Genomic DNA, 16,087 nt, shown 5'->3' with positions numbered 1-16,087 from the left:
GAAATTTCCAGATCAGATCAGGGATTTCCTGATGACATCAGCAAGGATTTCTTAATGATTAGATCAGGGAATTTCTGATGATCGAAACCTCCATTTTTATTTGACCATACACATCTCGAACATTGGATCACGGATTGCTTCGTTCACTGACCACCGGGCAATGGGTCCAAGCACATCATAATCTCATCCTAGTCGGCCCGACAGGTGTCGGGAAAACCTTCATTGCTTGCGCATTAGGTACAGCCGCTTGCCGTCAAAATCTTAATGTCCGTTATTTTCGAGTTTCTAAACTTCTTCAGGAATCACTTATCGCCAAAGGGGATGGATCCTACGAGCGATTACAACGCCACATTCGGAAGGCAGACCTGCTCATTCTTGACGACTGGGGATTGGCACCTATGTCTGTCCCCGAAAGTCGAGATCTCCTAGATCTATTAGACGAAAGGACAAACACGCATTCCACTTGTATTGCCAGTCAACTGCCTGTCGAGCTATGGCACGAGCATTTTGTAGATCCCACACTTGCTGACGCGATTCTTGACCGCATTGTGCACAACGCTTATAAGCTTGAAATCAATGGAGAATCGATGCGTAAATTAAAAAGTTCATTGTCTATAGAAGATAATTCTGGTAAGTAGAATATAACCACGTTACGAGGCGGTCAAAAGTGGCTGCAAATTACCGGATTCGGTGGCCGCGATTTATCGGATTCACTGGCCTACATATTTCCGGAACAGGTGGCCGAATTCACCGGAATACGCACTTGGTCCCAACGTACTTTGGCTCCGCATTTAGTGAAAAGCCAGCCCCCACAAATAAAACGGCTTGTTTATTCAGCAGGTGTTGTTTAATTAACGCCAAATGTGCACTGTATTGCGATATGTTCGTCACAGTGAATTTCCACTCCTAATCGGATTACTGTCCGGTGCAGGCTCGCCAGCAAGATTCAAATGTTACATTAGTAAAAAAGAGTTGCACCGGTCCACATGTTATCTGAAAAATATTCATATATGGTATATTATGTCACAGAAAAAGACCTCTTGTAAAACGAGCAATTTAGGACATTTATCCGATGTGGTACAGTACAAGTTGTCGGTACTCAAATCGATAAACGCAGAAAACGCCATAGCGAGATCCCGCTTGGCGTTTTAGAATTCTACACAATTCCAAATGCCGATACAAATATTTCGTCCAATCTTCCTATCGATACAGATAAAACGATGCTCTGTTTGCCCGATTCCGCAAACACAAGACACGGAATACACTGTCGCATGATGAAGACATGGTATGACGGTCAGATGTTCAATTGGTTTAATATATTCCTTAAGGTAATGAGTTCTTCCTTCGTTAACGTAATGCCTTTACCCATTTTATCGTGTCCTGGTGACCAATCTCGAATGTCATACTTAGGTTCACGGTCACTCCAGCTTATGAGGTTAATTTCCTTTTTCCATCCTTTAGCACCTTCGGACAAAAAGCCAATATTTTGAGTGATTTCGAACTTGATCTCTGCCATAGTAAAAAACCTCCGGTTTTCTAAATCGCATGCCTCATCTGCAATTCAGCTTGCTTAATGACAAGTTCCGCTGCATTCGGAATCTCATCGGGTGGATATTTGTACTCTTTCAACAGTCTCTTGATAAGTGCCCGCATATTGGCTCGCGCGTCATTTCTCTTGTACCAATCCGGTGTTTTGTTTTTCTGAATCACTTCGAGCAGCTTCTTCGCCATCTCTCTCAGGACATCCGATTTATAATGCACCTTTATCAATTCCGGTCGGGACAGTGCATCGTAAAAAGCTTGTTCTTCAGGCGATAATTGTAAATCTACGCCTTCGTTGATGGCTGCTTCAATTTCTTTGGCGAAATCAATCAGTTCCGTGATCAGGACATCAATATTCTGAACCTGATTGTATTTCTCAACAATCGTTTTCAATTTAACTGAGAACATTTCCGAGCGAACCAAATTTGTTTTTTCGAACCACTTAATCTTATCATCGATTAATTTCTGTAAGACCGTTGCAGCGATATTTCGGCGTTTCATCGCCATGATTTTTTGTAGGTTTTCCGCTGACAGAAGGCTTTTTTCCTTTTGTCCGGTGATGACTTCATCACTGTCCTTGATAACCGCTTGTTCAATCATTTCCGTAATCTTTTTCTTAAACGCTTCGACATCGGGCATACCATCCCGTTCTACTTTAACGATGAATGACTTTATCGCAATGAAAAAGCTGACTTCAATCCTGATTGGATAATCGAGAGCGGTGGCACAGATCGTATAGGCACTTTGCAGCCTCGCCACGTGCTTCAAGAAGACTTCTTTGGCACGTTCCTTCAACACGTGTTCGACGCCGTTTTGAATCAGCTCGAAGCGTTTCTTAGGGTCCGCCTTCAAATACCCGCTGAATTCAAATCCGTGAAACATGTCTTCTAATATCTCGATTTCCGTCATGAGTATTTCTTTGGCTTTGTCAATTTCAGGAACGCTGTTTTTGTCCCGATTGGTGTAGGTGTTTAACGCTTCTTTCAGGTATTTTCCAAGCCCAATGTAATCGACAATTAAACCAGCTTTTTTATCCTGATACACGCGGTTAACTCTGGCAATCGCTTGCATCAGGTTATGCTCTTTCATGATTTTATCAATATACATCGTATCCATGCTTGGCACGTCAAAGCCTGTCAACCACATGTCCACGACAATTGCAATTTTAAATTCGCTGTTCGGATCTTTAAACTTGTTTGCAAGCGATTTCTTGTACTGCTTGTTACCAATAACAGCCCGCATCTCGTCGTCATCCTTGTTGCTTTCGGTCATCACAAGTCCGATATGGTTCGCAAGGTGCGGAGCTTTTTGCTTAATCAGTTGGTACATGCGGTAGGCGATTTTTCTGGAATAGGCAACGATCATCGCTTTACCCTTCAACATATCTTTTCGAATCTCATAGTGTTTCAAGATGTCATCGACCACAAGGTTTAGCCGGTCTTCATCCCCAATGATGGTTTCCATGGTGATGAGATCTTTTTTCAACCGGTCGATTTTCTCTTGCGAGAGACCCTGTTTTTGAATATTCGCCACTTCATTGTCAATTTTCGCGAGGACAGACTCATCCAAGTGTACTCTCGCCAAACGATTTTCGTAGTGCAAATCAACCGTGGCACCGTCCAACTTTGCTTGCGTCATATCATATACATCAATCAAATCGCCAAAGACCCCAATGGTGGACTTGTCATTTTGATTGATAGGCGTACCCGTAAAGCCAATAAATGCGGCGTTGGGTAATGCATCTCGCAAATATTTGGCGTAGCCGTAGACCAGCTTGGCTTCCAGTGTTTTCTTATCGATCTGAGTATCGGCATCCAACCCATACTGGGAACGATGTGCTTCATCCGCGATCACGACGATGTCATCGCGATTGGACAGCAGCCCCGTTTCTTCCGTGAATTTCTGGATGGTGGTAAAGACAATCCCGCCCGCAGAGCGGTTTTCTAGGAGTGCAATGAGGTTTTCTTTCGATTCCGATTGAACCGGCTCCTGGCGAAGAAAATCCGTTGCACTGCTAAACGTCTCAAAAATTTGTTCGTCCAAATCCACACGGTCAGTAACGACAACGATTGTCGGGCTATTTAACCGCTGGATCAGTCCTGCTGACAAGAACACCATCGAGAAGGATTTGCCTGACCCTTGCGTATGCCAAACAACCCCGCCTCTTTTATCGGTATCAATCGCTTTGACAACACTGTCAATCGCTTTGTTCATGCCGAAATACTGATGATACCCAGAAATAATCTTGGATTTTCCGGACGCGAAAAACGTAAAGTTTTGAATGATGTCTAAGAGCCGCTTTTGATCCAGCATTCCCTTCATTAACGTTCCGATTTGGGCAATATGTGGCTCATCTTTAATCGGTGAATTCTCGTCGACTTGTTTCCACTGCATATAACGATCATAGTCAGCCGTAATGGACCCAAACCGTGCATTGATACCATCACTGATGATACTAAACGCGTTGTAGTGAAATAATGGCTTAATCACATCTTGATACGTCTTGATTTGGAGAAAAGCGTCCTTGATTGTTGTTTCCTCGCGAACTGCTGATTTAAGCTCAATCACAACCAAAGGTAACCCATTGACGAACAAAACAACGTCAGGACGTTTTTCGCTCTTGTGAATGACCGTGAATTGATTAACCGCTTTAAATTTGTTGTTTTCGGGCGTCTCAAAATCAATGAGCTTCACAATTCGTGCGGGAACATCTTCTCCGTGCACTTCAATGCGAACGCCTTCAATAAGGTACTTGTAAAACCTCAAATTAGCGGCAACTAAACTGGCGTCATCGATGTACAGCAATTGGCGAATGGCAGCGTCAATGATATCCGAAGAAAGCGTTGGATTTAATTCGTACAGTGCATTCCTTAAATCATCTTCCAGAACTACTTTTTCATAGTCACGGACGAGGTTATAGCCGTTCTGCACCTTATAACTCAATTCGTCCTTCAAAAGTTCGAGGACAAGTTCCTCCAAGCTTTCTTCGGTAAACATCTCACATCACCGCCAGTTCATGTTCTACGGTTGAAACATCGATTTCTCCCGACATTAATTTGGAAAGTAGAGTGTCTCGTAAATTGCCAAGAGCCACAATTTCTCTTTCATTGTGCTTGATTTTATCCCCTAATGGAGTTACCAGCGCTTTAAATTTTTCCAATATTTCATCATTTGGTATAATTGCCTTAACACGTTTCAATACGCCACCAGATACTTCTTTAAAAGTCGATCCAGAAGCCATGCTTTCAATCAATTCCAGGTTTTCTTTCAGGAAATTATAAACAAACTCTGTAGGTATGTTTGATTTTGGAACAATTGATTTAAAACCCTGGTTTGTGGTCACCGGACACGCGGCGATAGCTGTATAACCAATGGGTGCTCTAGAGCTAAATAAAACAGTCCCCTCTGGCATTAGAGTAGCAGAGCTGTTTTTTAAACCTAATTCTGTTATATCCGTCGATCCTCTATAAATGTATTTATTTTTATTAGTAGATAAATCTCTAGGTGTAATCCAGGGTATACCTTTTGTAGTAAAAAACTCATCATTGTCCTTTGATGGAGTTCCCCCTCCAACAACCATACCTAAATCCTCGACTGTCCCATTTGACCATCCTTTAGGTATATCTTTATCCAGCTCTGAACACCATACCATCTCTCCACCACTTGACTTATAACGTTGTCCATTCTCGTTCGGAAACTCAAAATCAACAAACCATTGCTTAAAAATTATCTGAGCTATTTGTTCCAACACTTTATTCATGCGTGTGTTAACTTCAATTTTGTCATCGAGCGAAGAAAGGATAGATGCAATTTTCTTTTGAACATCCAATTTTTTGTTGGGTATTTCTAATGCCTTTATACTTTTCAAACTTAATGTCTTCTGGGTTGATCCAACTACATTTTGTTCAATTTGGTTTTTTACCACATTTGATATTAGGCAGTAGTACAAATAACGATTATCAATATTTGTTGGATTTATGATTGCTGTGTTTTGCCCCAGACAAAAAGGTGAATTGGTATTAACGAAGCTAAATTTACCGTAACTTCCAACACGGCTTACAACGATATCACCCATTTGAGGTCTGTACTTTTTTGTAAACTCTTTATAGACATCCACTTCAACCTTTAATGTTTGACTTAAATCGAGCATGCCATCTTTAATATCAGTTACTCTTATCATTGGAATTCCTGTTTCTGAATATGTCGGAGTCTGATGTAAAGAATCGTACACATTTGTTACTTCATCTAACTTAATATAGTCAGCCGTCTCAATATCAAAACTCATACCCAATCGCCCCCAAACTTTTCTTGATTTTCTCGTCAAGTAGGGAGGAATTTTTCATCAAATTTGATAGTTCTGCGACTAACTTCGGCATCTTCTCTGCAAACGGTTCTTCATCCGTGATTTCTTTGACACCAACATACCTACCTGGCGTCAATACGTACTCATGCTTTTGGATTTCCGAAGTGGATGCCGACTTGCAAAATCCGACCACATCTTGAAATCCATCATTTTCCAACCATTTATGATATGTGCTTGCAATTACTGAAATATTTTCATCTGTTAGCTCTCTTAACTTCCTATCTACCATGTCTCCCAAGTCACGAGCATCGATAAAGAGCACCTCATTACGACGTTTTTTTCCACGCCGTAAAAACCACAAACATACGGATATTCCTGTCGTATAGAAAAGCTTGTCCGGCAATGCGACGATACAGTCAACCAGATCTTCGTCGATAAATTGAGATCGAATATTGCCTTCACCTGTTACCTGAGAAGACAAAGATCCATTGGCTAGGACAATCCCTGCGACACCCTTAGAAGGTTTCAATTTCGAGAGCATATGCGAAAGCCATGCGTAGTTTGCATTGTTCTTCGTTGGAACACCCCATTTCCAACGAAGGTCCGAGACTAGGCTTTCTTGCCCCCAATCGCTGATGTTAAACGGTGGATTCGCCAAGATATAATCAAATTTTTCATCTTTGAATTGGTCTGCGTGGAACGTATCTTCATGGGTTTGACCGAGATTTGCTTCTATCCCTCGTATGGCTAGGTTCATCGTCGCCAATCTTCTTGTTTCTGCGTTCAGTTCTTGACCATATATGGACAATTCGAAGCTGTTTCCGCCATGTGCCTTGACGAATTTGTTTGCTTGGACAAACATGCCCCCAGAACCGCAGCAAGGGTCATAAATGGTTCCTTCGAATGGTTCAATCATTTCAACGAGAAGTTTTACAACTCCGCTAGGCGTATAATACTCGCCACCACCAGCGCCTAACATGAACGCGAACTTGCCAAGAAAATATTCGTAAACGCGACCAAGTGCGTCTTCTTCAATTAATGAGGTATCGGCGTTTTCAAAAACAAGTACCACTTCACCGACTCTACGTTGGTCGATGTCAGTACCCGAATAAATCTTAGGAAGTACACCTGCGAGGTTCTTGTTTTCCTTTTCAATTGCAATGAACGCCTCGTCGATGATCTGTCCGATGCTTGGCTTTGTAGCATTTTGTACAATAAATTCCCATCGCGCTTTTTCTGGGACGTAAAATACATTGAAACGCTCGTATTCGTCTCTATCGTTTTCAAACCCATCGCCTTCCGCAATGAGTTCCTGATATCGCTTTTCAAATCGGTCGGAAATATATTTTAAGAAAATGATTCCGAGAACGATGTTTTTATATTTGGACGCGTCAATACTACCGCGAAGTTTATCCGCTGCTGCCCACAATTTATCCTCAATACTTGAAACCAGTTTTTCGCTTGCCAATGTTGTCCCGCTCCTAGTCATCTTCTATAATTACGCTGCCCTTTATTTTAACAGGTTTACTTTATGTGAAAAGATATACTTGGTGGAAGTTATCCTAATTATAATTGCATATTCTTAAGCGATTAACACAGGTAACGATAGCAAGCTTGTACCGCGTCAGTACAAGCTTGCTTCAGTTTCAAGATTGAATTTTTTACATTGAGTGATCAAACCTTCAATGTAGTGGATGAGCATTAATCAAGAGTCCAAGCTTGTGGATTTGTTCTTCAGTAGTTTTTCGTTCCCAGTTTTCCTTTGCCGAACTCTGCGCACGTTTTTTGATTTCTTTATACCTGTCCAATTCACCCAATCCAAACAATGCTTCTTCCATTGTAGCCAAGATCCAATATCGGTCATCACGTTTCTCAAAATCCACTGCTTCCATCATTTTTTCACAAATGCGAACCACCTGTTTGCGAACTCTGCTTGCCAAAACATAATCTGCAATCGCCTCATTCTGGTCGCCGCTGATATTTCCACGAACATTGAGCAAATAGGCAAAATTGATGCCGTTGTAATAATCGCGTTTGATATAAAATCCCCGCTCATAGTACTCAACGGACTTGTCTAAATGCGTGCGTTCAATGGTTTCTTCCCACAAGCGTTTATATATTGCGCCGGAAAGCCCAAGTGTTTCGGGGTCAGTAGTCGTATCAGGTCCGACTTGGTCCAAAATCGAGAGAGCCTCGGTCAATGCTGAAATATGATCTGGCTTTTTGCTTTTATAAGTAGCTAAACACAGTTTTTGAACTACATAGACATTCTTTTTGTCGATGGAGTGAGCTAAAGTGAATAGCACCTTTGCAGTTTCAAACTCATCGCTATCGAGGGCTTGTTGCGCAGCAGCAACAATCTGACTGAGCGATCTATCATTGTCGCTTGCTTCAATAGCTTGAGACCAATCAGGCTGGAAAACTGGTGGCTGCAATCCCTGCAAGTACGTGTAAACAGGACTGTCAACTTGCGGATTGTGCAATATCTCGTTAATGGTATCGATTAACTCCTGTCGAAAACGCTCAACTTCTTCAAAGTCGATACCCTTGCCTAAATGTTCGTATTTCCGTATAACGGTGTGCTCTACGTCAAACGGGTATTTCAAGTCCTTTTCGGATATGGTGATTGTTGTATGCGGTTGTAACGCATGCCTGACCCCTAATTCGTACAGGGCATTCGGATTGTAAGTTGATAAATCCGCTATGACCACATCCGCGCTCAGTATGTATTGGTACATTGGTACATCAATTATTCCAGAGTGACGAATATCATCTGCTCGTACACATTTGAGACCTGCTGCTTCGGCTGCAGGTTTAATAATGTTCCGATAGGTCTTGTCCAAATCTAAAGTGCGAGCCGTACTGTAATCGGTCTTGGTGCCGTACCCCATGATGACAAAGCAAATACGCTTCTTGTCACTCATCTGACTCCCCCCGCTCCTTATCGGTATCCCAAATTTCTGTAGACTTCAGGTGGGTATATACGATTGCCCGTATCATGAGAATGTTTGAAGTTATTTAACGCATAGGAAATTATTGCTGGAGAATATGAAACGAATACTGCTCCAATATCGCGAATGATTTTAGGGCATCTCTCTGGGTCGTAGTTCCTTGTCCCGTTTAAGTTGACACCAATGATTCGGCACCCTTTTTCACGCGCAACCTCTGCTTCCCAACGTACGTACTTATACTTGTAACGAGTGTCTTCCCCGATTAATTGAATAAATGTGCCAGCCATATCGATTCTTTCGCGACATTTGCGCTTAATGTAAGCTTCATTTTCGGAGTTCAGTTCTTTGTGTAATTGGCAATCCGTAAAATCAAAATCAATTTTGTTATTCTCTTTCCAAGCTTTCATGAGATTGTATTCTCTAATATCAGTGCTACTAAATCCCACAAAGACGCGAGTTCTCCCCATTTGTTAGCCCCCTACCCATTAATGATCTCCATTTGTGCTCTTGCCGCTGGTAGTCTTATTTCCGTTCTTATTTCGTTGTTCCCAATCATGGTTCTCCTGGGACACCCCCCTTCAACAGCAGTCACAAAACGTTTAAATGCATCCCCTTCTTGATATGGGGAACACTTAGTCAAAAAGAGATATTTCTCACGATATAAACGTTCTGCGGACTGGCGATAATGAATCCAGTTTTCGTGGAATCCAAAAACCTCCATAAATCCAGTTACTATCGCAACGAGTACCCCGAGACTCCCTACAAGGACCTTTATCCAAACGAAATCGCTAACAAATCCAACCAGTAATGGAATTAAGGCAGAAAAGATGATTTGGCTTAACTTTAGCCCCTTGTACCATCGTTGGTTGAACTTGGACTTATCATCGAACCATTGTATCTGGTGGTCTACACGCTCGGAGAGGTAATTTTGTTCGTCCATGACATATCCTTTTGTAAAAAAATTTTGGATTCGAAATTAATCTTTAACGAAGTGACGCGCCCATTAAGAGGGCGCGCCTTTGACTTATTTTTTCAGTTCTTTGATAGCCGAAACAATGGAGTTGGTATTCCATTTAACAATTTTGTCTGCAGCGTTCTTAACAACCTGGGAAGTACGTTCAGATCCCCAAGGTTCGATTGCTAGAATAGGCTTTCGAGTTGAGAACTCTTTCTGAGCAATGTAAATCTCTTTGTTAATCCATTTGCTATACGTTGAGTATACACCCGCAAGAATAACCACCACATGACTGTAACTCATTTGCTTCTTGATTGCATCGTATAGCTCTCGCTCATTCTTTGCATCATGTACTGGGTCATCTTTTGGTACAGAGTAGTTACTATAAGTGAAGCCCTCCGCTGCGTCCAACAGTTTTACCAATCCTTTGTATTGATCCCCATAAGACCAAGCGTGACTGATAAAGAGATTGCACGTGTTAGCCATCACTGACACCCCACTCCGAGGTCTTCTGTGAAACGAACCTAATCACGCAAACGCGTCAAAAACAGTGGTTCAAAACGCTAGTCGCCGACTTCTAAGAAAGAACCTTGATTTATCAAGCTTTCTTGCTGAATTCAGTAGCCGTTTCAGTGACTTCAGTAGCGATCATCGTGACGGTCTACAGATGGACAAAATAAAAACGGGAAAGTAACACAATTAAAATCATGTACTCTCCCGTTAAATCTAGCTGCTCAAAGTTACGATTTAGCTCAGTACGTAACTTTGTTTATCGGTACTTGACTTTGTTTGTAGTACGTAACTTTGTTTGTCAGTCCGCAACTTTGTTTGTTCTGATCAATATGCATGATATGCCCACAATGCATATCATGCATTAATATGCAAAAGTCTCATTTATTCTGCGAAAACGTCTCACTTTATTTGAGAAATGTCTCACTAATTGTGCGAAATCACAAAGTGCATGTCGCTTCTAACCCTGAACAATTAGGCTAACACTTACTGTAGCCACACGCCTCACACTCGTAACAACCGCCCGTGTGGACGAGGCTGTTCTGGTGGCAATTCGGGCACAAATCCTTCTCCACCGAATAGGAACGCAGCGTCTTGCGCCCGACCGGTCCTTCCGTGGACTCCGTCGTCGCCGTCTCTTGGCCACTTGCCCACTGTTCATACGCAGCCTGACGCATCGGGAAGGTTTCCGCGTGTTCGATGATGGACTTTGCGATGGCGTCCGGCACAGACGTAATGCGGCGGCTGCCAAACCCGACCGCACTCGACCCTCCGATACCGGAAAAGTGTTTCACCAGTTCGGCTTCCTTGTTTGGGTTGGCTGAATCGCGCAAATACAGCGTGATTGCGCGGCCCAGTGCCTCGTTTGCCGCGTATACATCCGTTCCTGCCTTGCCGATATTGACGAAAATCTCCGTGGCCACGTGGTCCTCGGGGTCGTCATTGATGGTGATAAACGCTCTACCAAGCGGCGTGTCCTTGCGATATGTCGCACCATAGAGCACGTCTGGGCGCTTCCGCTTGATATACCCTTGCGTCGTTGGCGCAGCCGCCACCGTCGCGGCCACGTCCACCGATTGTTCCGTGGTCGTTTGCGACGATTGTTCCGTCTCTCCGTTTTCGTCATCAGCTTTCAGCGACAGGACTTGTTCCGAACGAGATCCGTCGCGATAAATCGTAATGCCTTTGCAGCCCAGTGAATAGGCGAGATCGTAAAGCTGCTTCGTGTCTTCAACGCTATACGAGTTCGGTGCATTACAGGTTTTCGAAATCGAACTGTCGATCCACTTTTGCAATGCGCCCTGTACGCGAACGTGATCTTCCGGGCTCAATTCCATCGCCGTCACGAAATAGTCCGGCAGTGGGGCGTCCTCGCCATGTGCCTTGAGATACTCATCGACGATCGCCGCGTGTTCCTCAAACATACCGAGGCGAGAATTTCGGAAGTAGGACCATGCGTAATATGGTTCACAGCCCGTCGAACACCCTACCATCGTACCCGTGGTGCCAGTCGGCGCGATGGTCATCGTCGTCACGTTGCGAACACCGTGGTGGCGAATCGCCTCGACGACGTGCGGACGCTCCGCCGCCATCTGTTGCATGAAGCCGGACTGGAGGAACTTGTCCGCGTCGAACCGCGGGAACGGACCGTTTTCCTCGGCGAGATGGACCGATTCGAGATACGACCACTCGGCCATCAGACCGATGAGGACGTCGATGAGCTTGACCGACTCTTCCGAGCCATAACGGATGCCACAGTAGAGCAACAGGTCGTGCAGACCCATGATACCAAGGCCCACGCGGCGCTCCGACATTTGATTCTCGCGGTTTGCCTCAAACGGATAATACGTCGCATCGATGACCGCATCCTGAAAGCGAATGCCACTGCGCGTGATGCGCTCGAGTTCTTCCCAACGAATGTGGTGCAACAAAAAGTCCGCTTCTTCATCCGAGAACTTCGCCTGCAAGATGGAACGGATATATGCTTCCTGCTCAGCATCCTCGAACTCCGTCTTGATGCCGCTGTCGCGAAAACCGTTCGCGAAGCGAGCCAATACGACGGCACCCAGGTTACAGATGCCGTTGGCCGGAAGCGGCTGCTCCCCACACGGGTTGGTCGCCACCAGAGGATTGAAATACCAAGAGTTGCTCATGCGGTTGGCGCGCCCCAGGAAGACGACCCCCGGTTCTGCCGATTTCCATGCGGACAGGCACAATTCGTCCCACAGTTCGCGGGCAGAGAGCGTCTGCGCCACTTGGATGTCACGGCCGCTGGCCAACCATGTGTCGAAGTTGCCGTCGAACTCGCCCGTTTCGGCAGGTGAGACAAACCCGATGTCCCATGCTTCATCGGCCGCCTTAGCCTCCATGAACCGCTCCGAAATCCCCACGCTGATGTTGGCGCCCGTGATGACGCCGTCGACCTGCTTGGCCCGAATAAATCGCAGAATATCCGCGTGCCGGTCGTTCAGGATGAGCATCAGCGCCCCCCGACGAGACCCGCCCTGCAACGTCAATTGGCAGCCCACGCTCATGATTTCGCCGACGCCAACCGGCCCAAAGCCGTCCCCGAACACCTGATTGCCTTTGTCGTACAACTGTCCCCAGGAGTACGCGCCAGAACTACGGCCATTGACGCCGCGAACATAGCTGTATCGAGGGCGAAGCGAAGACAAGACCACGCTGACGCGCTTGTCATCCTTCATCAGTTCCCACATGTCGCCGAGCGTCGACGCGATGGTACTGCGTTGGTCGCCAGGGTAGAGCACAGCGCCGACGAGCTCTGGCATCACCTTGACGTCGCTCTCGAGGATCTTTTCGTAGAGCTCCTTGGCCGAGACCGGTTCCGACTTGACGACCGGACGACCAGCTTCTAGCCAGTCCTCAATTCTACCGTTCCACAGTTCGTCGTACCCCTCGACGGAGGTGTCGGGAAAGACGAACGACCACGGAGCGTCCTCCTCGACCGCGCGCAAAAAGGCGCCGCTCAGGCGAACGACCTTGGTGCTGTGGCGGTACTCTGCCTCGAGGAAGTCATAGATATCCGCATGCCAGATGTCGAGGACGAGGCACAGATTGAGTGAGCGAGCCGACGCCGACACCGGAATGAGCGAGCCCTGTGGCGGAATTCGCGACAAGTTCATGCCGACGCCGCCGCTGCGCGCCTGAATCTCCAGCGTTTGCCCAAACGACTCCGCATAGTCGCGCAGGTTTGGCCCGACACTTGGAATCACAAAACAGTTGTAACTCGTCGTCTTCATACCCGTTCCCATGGACGCGTTGATGCGACCGCCCGGAACGTAGCGCCAATGGCTCTGCAGGTCGTAGAACGCCGCCCGCCAGCGCTCTGGGTCATTGGTGACCTCTGCAGCACCCGCTGCGACCCGCTGCCACATTTGACGCGGGCTCGTCTCGAGCAACACGTCAACCTGTTGCGTCGGCAATACTTCTTGCGCCCCGTCGCGCAGTTCCACAGTCACCTGGTCGTGATCCTTGTCGACGGCGACCACGCGTGCCAACTCGTGGTAGGCGCGCTTTTTATCGAGTACGGCCACGACGAGAGAGCCCACCTCGAGAGTCTTCTTCTGTACGTCCTTTTGCAGGTACCTGTCCGCGACGATCTTTTCCCCGGTCGCGTTCAACATGTCCTCTGCAGTGAATTGAAGCATGTGATCACCCGTGACACTTGCCATATTTTCGGCTTCCTCCATCCGCTAATCCGTGTAACTCTGAACGACGATTCGCGCGTTTACCGCTTTTCCCCGAGGAGTGACAACACCTCTTGAGCCAGCGTCTCAACGTCGCGAAACTCGCGATACACACTCGCAAACCGCACATAGGCCACTCCGTCCAGCCTCTTGAGCGCGTCCATGACGCGCTCGCCGATGGCCGAAGAAGGAACCTCCCGTTCGTAATCCATGCGCAGCGCTCGTTCAATTTCACTACACACCGCTTCGATTTGCTCCACCGAGATTGGGCGCTTTTCGCAGGCTCTCATGAGTCCGCGATAGATCTTCTCACGGGCGAACTCCTCCCGCTCCATGTCCTTTTTGACGACCATGAGCGGGCGCTGTTCAAGCCGTTCATATGTAGTGAATCTCCGCCCACATGACTGATTGACGCACTCTCGCCGGCGGCGAATGGTTGTCCCATCATCGCCTGGGCGTGACTCGACGACGCGCGTATTCTCCGCGTCGCAGTATGGACATTTCATGCCAATTCCCTCTTCTCGGCTAGCCTCGCGGTTTCATAGACAAACCACACATGTGGTGTGCATTAAAGTATCGACTTGCATTATACGCGCTATATGTACGATTGACAAGAGTGGTGATAGACCGGATAAACGCCGTCGTAGCGGCGTTTATCCCCGGCATCAGCCCCTATTGTCGAAATATCTTTTCGACAGATTCCACCGTTTCATCTGGGGCCGGTACATTCTGGTCGTCGGGGAACGATACGCCACTCTGCACGTGAATTGTGTAGACGCCCGCCTCTACTCCCGCTAGGACGTCAGTATAGGGATTGTCGCCCACAATCACCGTCTCTCGCGCTGTTGCACCATATCGCTCGAGAGCAAACTCGACGAATCGGCGATCCGGTTTCCCCGTGACCACAGGCTGTACGCCAGAGGCGGTCTCGACGAGGGCCCCTAACGACCCATTGCCAGGTAGAAATCCGTCTTCGGTCGGGTAGCGCGCATCCGAATTGGTGAGGACGAACCAGCCGAGGCGGTGGGCGATGCGCGTGATGACGGCGAGATCGAGATAGGTGACCAACGGGTCCATGCCGACTACGGCGGCCTTGGCCTCGTTCACCCACGCTTCGCTGAGCGCGGTGCCCTGTGCCCGCTTGGCCACAAAGCCGGCCTCCATCAAGGCCTCTTCGAGGCCGGTCTTGCCGACGTAAGCAACCGTCGATCCGGCGGGAATGCGCTCTGTGAGCGCGTGAGCGGCAGCCTGCGCCGACGTGCAAACCTCGTTACTCTGCGCGGCGATGCCGCACCGGATGAGGACGTCGACCACCTCGCTCGGCGTACGCGATGAGTTATTCGTAAAAAATACCGGTTGCACGCCGTTGTGGCGAAGGCGTTCTACGAACTCCGGTGCGCCCTGAATAACGTGTCCATCGCGCCAGAGGGTTCCGTCGAGATCGAGTAGGGCTAATTTAAATCGTCTTGTCATCTAGGATTACCTCCGGTTTCGGTGCCTGGAAATCGACGCCAGGCTCGTCGTGTTGCAGGCGATGGTTCACGGTACGCGCGAGTACGAATAGCAGATCCGAGAGCCGATTCAAGTACTGCTGCACAATCGGTAGAGACACACCTTCCTTAGCGAGGCTGACCACCCTGCGCTCCGCCCGACGCACGACCGTCCTTGCATGGTGCAAGTGTGCGGCGGCAGGCGTGCCACCGGGTAAGACGAATCTCGTGAGTGGGGGCAAGCGCGCGTCGAGGTCGTCGATCAGCCGTTCGAGTAGCGCGACGTCGCCGCCCGTCACGTAATGGTCAGCGCGCTTCTCCTCCGGTGTCGCGAGGTCTCTTCCCACGTCAAATAGATCCCGCTGCACGCGCGTCAAAATTGAACATAGATCAAGCGCGCCCGCGTCCGTCAAGTTCGCCGCAGCGACGCCGAGCACTGCGTTTGCTTCATCCACCGCGCCGTACGTCTCAACCCGCAGGTGGTCCTTCGCTATCCGGCGGCCGTAGATGAGACTCGTCTCCCCTTTGTCTCCGCCCCGTGTATAGATTCGCACGCGTCCATCGCCTCCAACGACCCGTTTTCACATCCTACAGTCTACCACGCATCACGCCTGTAGGCGCACATGACG

13 protein-coding genes are annotated in these 16,087 nt (G+C 47.5%); 1 reads left to right on the top strand and 12 read right to left on the bottom strand.

The features are described 5' to 3' along the window. The first annotated feature begins 122 nt into the window (after nucleotides 1-122). A complete protein-coding gene (locus tag NZD89_RS11935) occupies nucleotides 123-638 on the top strand; it encodes an ATP-binding protein (RefSeq protein ID WP_268007923.1) in 516 nt (171 codons plus the stop codon). A 656-nt stretch (nucleotides 639-1,294) separates the two neighbouring features. On the opposite strand, the gene NZD89_RS11930 is transcribed toward NZD89_RS11935, so the two are convergent. From NZD89_RS11930 to NZD89_RS11875, 12 genes are all read right to left on the bottom strand, one after another. Beyond that, the gene (locus tag NZD89_RS11930) at nucleotides 1,295-1,516 is read right to left on the bottom strand and encodes a YdbC family protein (RefSeq protein ID WP_268007922.1); all 222 of its coding nucleotides are present in this window, start codon (nucleotides 1,514-1,516) and stop codon (nucleotides 1,295-1,297) included. A gap of 20 nt (nucleotides 1,517-1,536) precedes the next feature. Continuing rightward, nucleotides 1,537-4,539 carry a type I restriction endonuclease subunit R gene (locus NZD89_RS11925; protein WP_268007921.1) on the bottom strand — a complete coding sequence of 1,001 codons (3,003 nt, stop codon included), beginning with the start codon at nucleotides 4,537-4,539 and terminating at the stop codon, nucleotides 1,537-1,539. 1 nt (nucleotide 4,540) lies between these two features. Then, on the bottom strand, nucleotides 4,541-5,827 hold the full coding sequence (locus tag NZD89_RS11920; RefSeq protein ID WP_268007920.1) for a restriction endonuclease subunit S: 1,287 nt from the start codon (nucleotides 5,825-5,827) through the stop codon (nucleotides 4,541-4,543). Continuing rightward, on the bottom strand, nucleotides 5,817-7,334 hold the full coding sequence (locus NZD89_RS11915; protein ID WP_431308604.1) for a type I restriction-modification system subunit M: 1,518 nt from the start codon (nucleotides 7,332-7,334) through the stop codon (nucleotides 5,817-5,819). Before NZD89_RS11915 ends, NZD89_RS11920 begins: the two co-directional genes overlap by 11 nt. Nucleotides 7,335-7,527: 193 nt before the next feature. After that, on the bottom strand, nucleotides 7,528-8,769 hold the full coding sequence (locus NZD89_RS11910) for a TRAFs-binding domain-containing protein (RefSeq protein ID WP_268007918.1): 1,242 nt from the start codon (nucleotides 8,767-8,769) through the stop codon (nucleotides 7,528-7,530). Between the two features lie 17 nt (nucleotides 8,770-8,786). Continuing rightward, on the bottom strand, nucleotides 8,787-9,263 hold the full coding sequence (locus NZD89_RS11905; protein WP_268007917.1) for a TIR domain-containing protein: 477 nt from the start codon (nucleotides 9,261-9,263) through the stop codon (nucleotides 8,787-8,789). Nucleotides 9,264-9,274: 11 nt separating this feature from the next. Continuing rightward, nucleotides 9,275-9,736, bottom strand: a complete 462-nt coding sequence (locus NZD89_RS11900) for a DUF4231 domain-containing protein (protein WP_268007916.1) — start codon at nucleotides 9,734-9,736, stop codon at nucleotides 9,275-9,277. An 84-nt stretch (nucleotides 9,737-9,820) separates the two neighbouring features. Next, a complete protein-coding gene (locus NZD89_RS11895; protein WP_268008475.1) occupies nucleotides 9,821-10,237 on the bottom strand; it encodes a TIR domain-containing protein in 417 nt (138 codons plus the stop codon). A gap of 503 nt (nucleotides 10,238-10,740) precedes the next feature. Then, on the bottom strand, nucleotides 10,741-13,953 hold the full coding sequence (locus tag NZD89_RS11890) for an adenosylcobalamin-dependent ribonucleoside-diphosphate reductase (RefSeq protein WP_268007915.1): 3,213 nt from the start codon (nucleotides 13,951-13,953) through the stop codon (nucleotides 10,741-10,743). Between the two features lie 56 nt (nucleotides 13,954-14,009). Beyond that, nucleotides 14,010-14,474 (bottom strand): transcriptional regulator NrdR, encoded by a 465-nt coding sequence (nrdR, locus tag NZD89_RS11885; RefSeq protein ID WP_268007914.1) that lies wholly within the window; start codon nucleotides 14,472-14,474, stop codon nucleotides 14,010-14,012. A gap of 166 nt (nucleotides 14,475-14,640) precedes the next feature. After that, a complete protein-coding gene (locus tag NZD89_RS11880) occupies nucleotides 14,641-15,441 on the bottom strand; it encodes an HAD-IIA family hydrolase (protein WP_268007913.1) in 801 nt (266 codons plus the stop codon). Beyond that, on the bottom strand, nucleotides 15,425-16,012 hold the full coding sequence (locus NZD89_RS11875) for a cob(I)yrinic acid a,c-diamide adenosyltransferase (RefSeq protein WP_268007912.1): 588 nt from the start codon (nucleotides 16,010-16,012) through the stop codon (nucleotides 15,425-15,427). Before NZD89_RS11875 ends, NZD89_RS11880 begins: the two co-directional genes overlap by 17 nt. Nucleotides 16,013-16,087 lie beyond the last annotated feature (75 nt).

The organism is Alicyclobacillus fastidiosus, from assembly GCF_026651875.1.
GTDB classification, from domain to species: domain Bacteria; phylum Bacillota; class Bacilli; order Alicyclobacillales; family Alicyclobacillaceae; genus Alicyclobacillus; species Alicyclobacillus fastidiosus.
This window is presented reverse-complemented; position numbering and strand designations above follow the sequence as displayed.

Bases quoted from the DNA above. Each gene is read 5' to 3' on its own strand.
- NZD89_RS11930 (WP_268007922.1), bottom strand. From the start codon at position 1,516: ATGGCAGAGATCAAGTTCGAAATCACTCAAAATATTGGCTTTTTGTCC.
- NZD89_RS11925 (WP_268007921.1), bottom strand. From the start codon at position 4,539: ATGTTTACCGAAGAAAGCTTGGAGGAACTTGTCCTCGAACTTTTGAAG.
- NZD89_RS11920 (WP_268007920.1), bottom strand. From the start codon at position 5,827: ATGAGTTTTGATATTGAGACGGCTGACTATATTAAGTTAGATGAAGTA.
- NZD89_RS11915 (WP_431308604.1), bottom strand. From the start codon at position 7,334: ATGACTAGGAGCGGGACAACATTGGCAAGCGAAAAACTGGTTTCAAGT.
- NZD89_RS11910 (WP_268007918.1), bottom strand. From the start codon at position 8,769: ATGAGTGACAAGAAGCGTATTTGCTTTGTCATCATGGGGTACGGCACC.
- NZD89_RS11905 (WP_268007917.1), bottom strand. From the start codon at position 9,263: ATGGGGAGAACTCGCGTCTTTGTGGGATTTAGTAGCACTGATATTAGA.
- NZD89_RS11900 (WP_268007916.1), bottom strand. From the start codon at position 9,736: ATGGACGAACAAAATTACCTCTCCGAGCGTGTAGACCACCAGATACAA.
- NZD89_RS11895 (WP_268008475.1), bottom strand. From the start codon at position 10,237: ATGGCTAACACGTGCAATCTCTTTATCAGTCACGCTTGGTCTTATGGG.
- NZD89_RS11890 (WP_268007915.1), bottom strand. From the start codon at position 13,953: ATGGCAAGTGTCACGGGTGATCACATGCTTCAATTCACTGCAGAGGAC.
- nrdR (WP_268007914.1), bottom strand. From the start codon at position 14,474: ATGAAATGTCCATACTGCGACGCGGAGAATACGCGCGTCGTCGAGTCA.
- NZD89_RS11880 (WP_268007913.1), bottom strand. From the start codon at position 15,441: ATGACAAGACGATTTAAATTAGCCCTACTCGATCTCGACGGAACCCTC.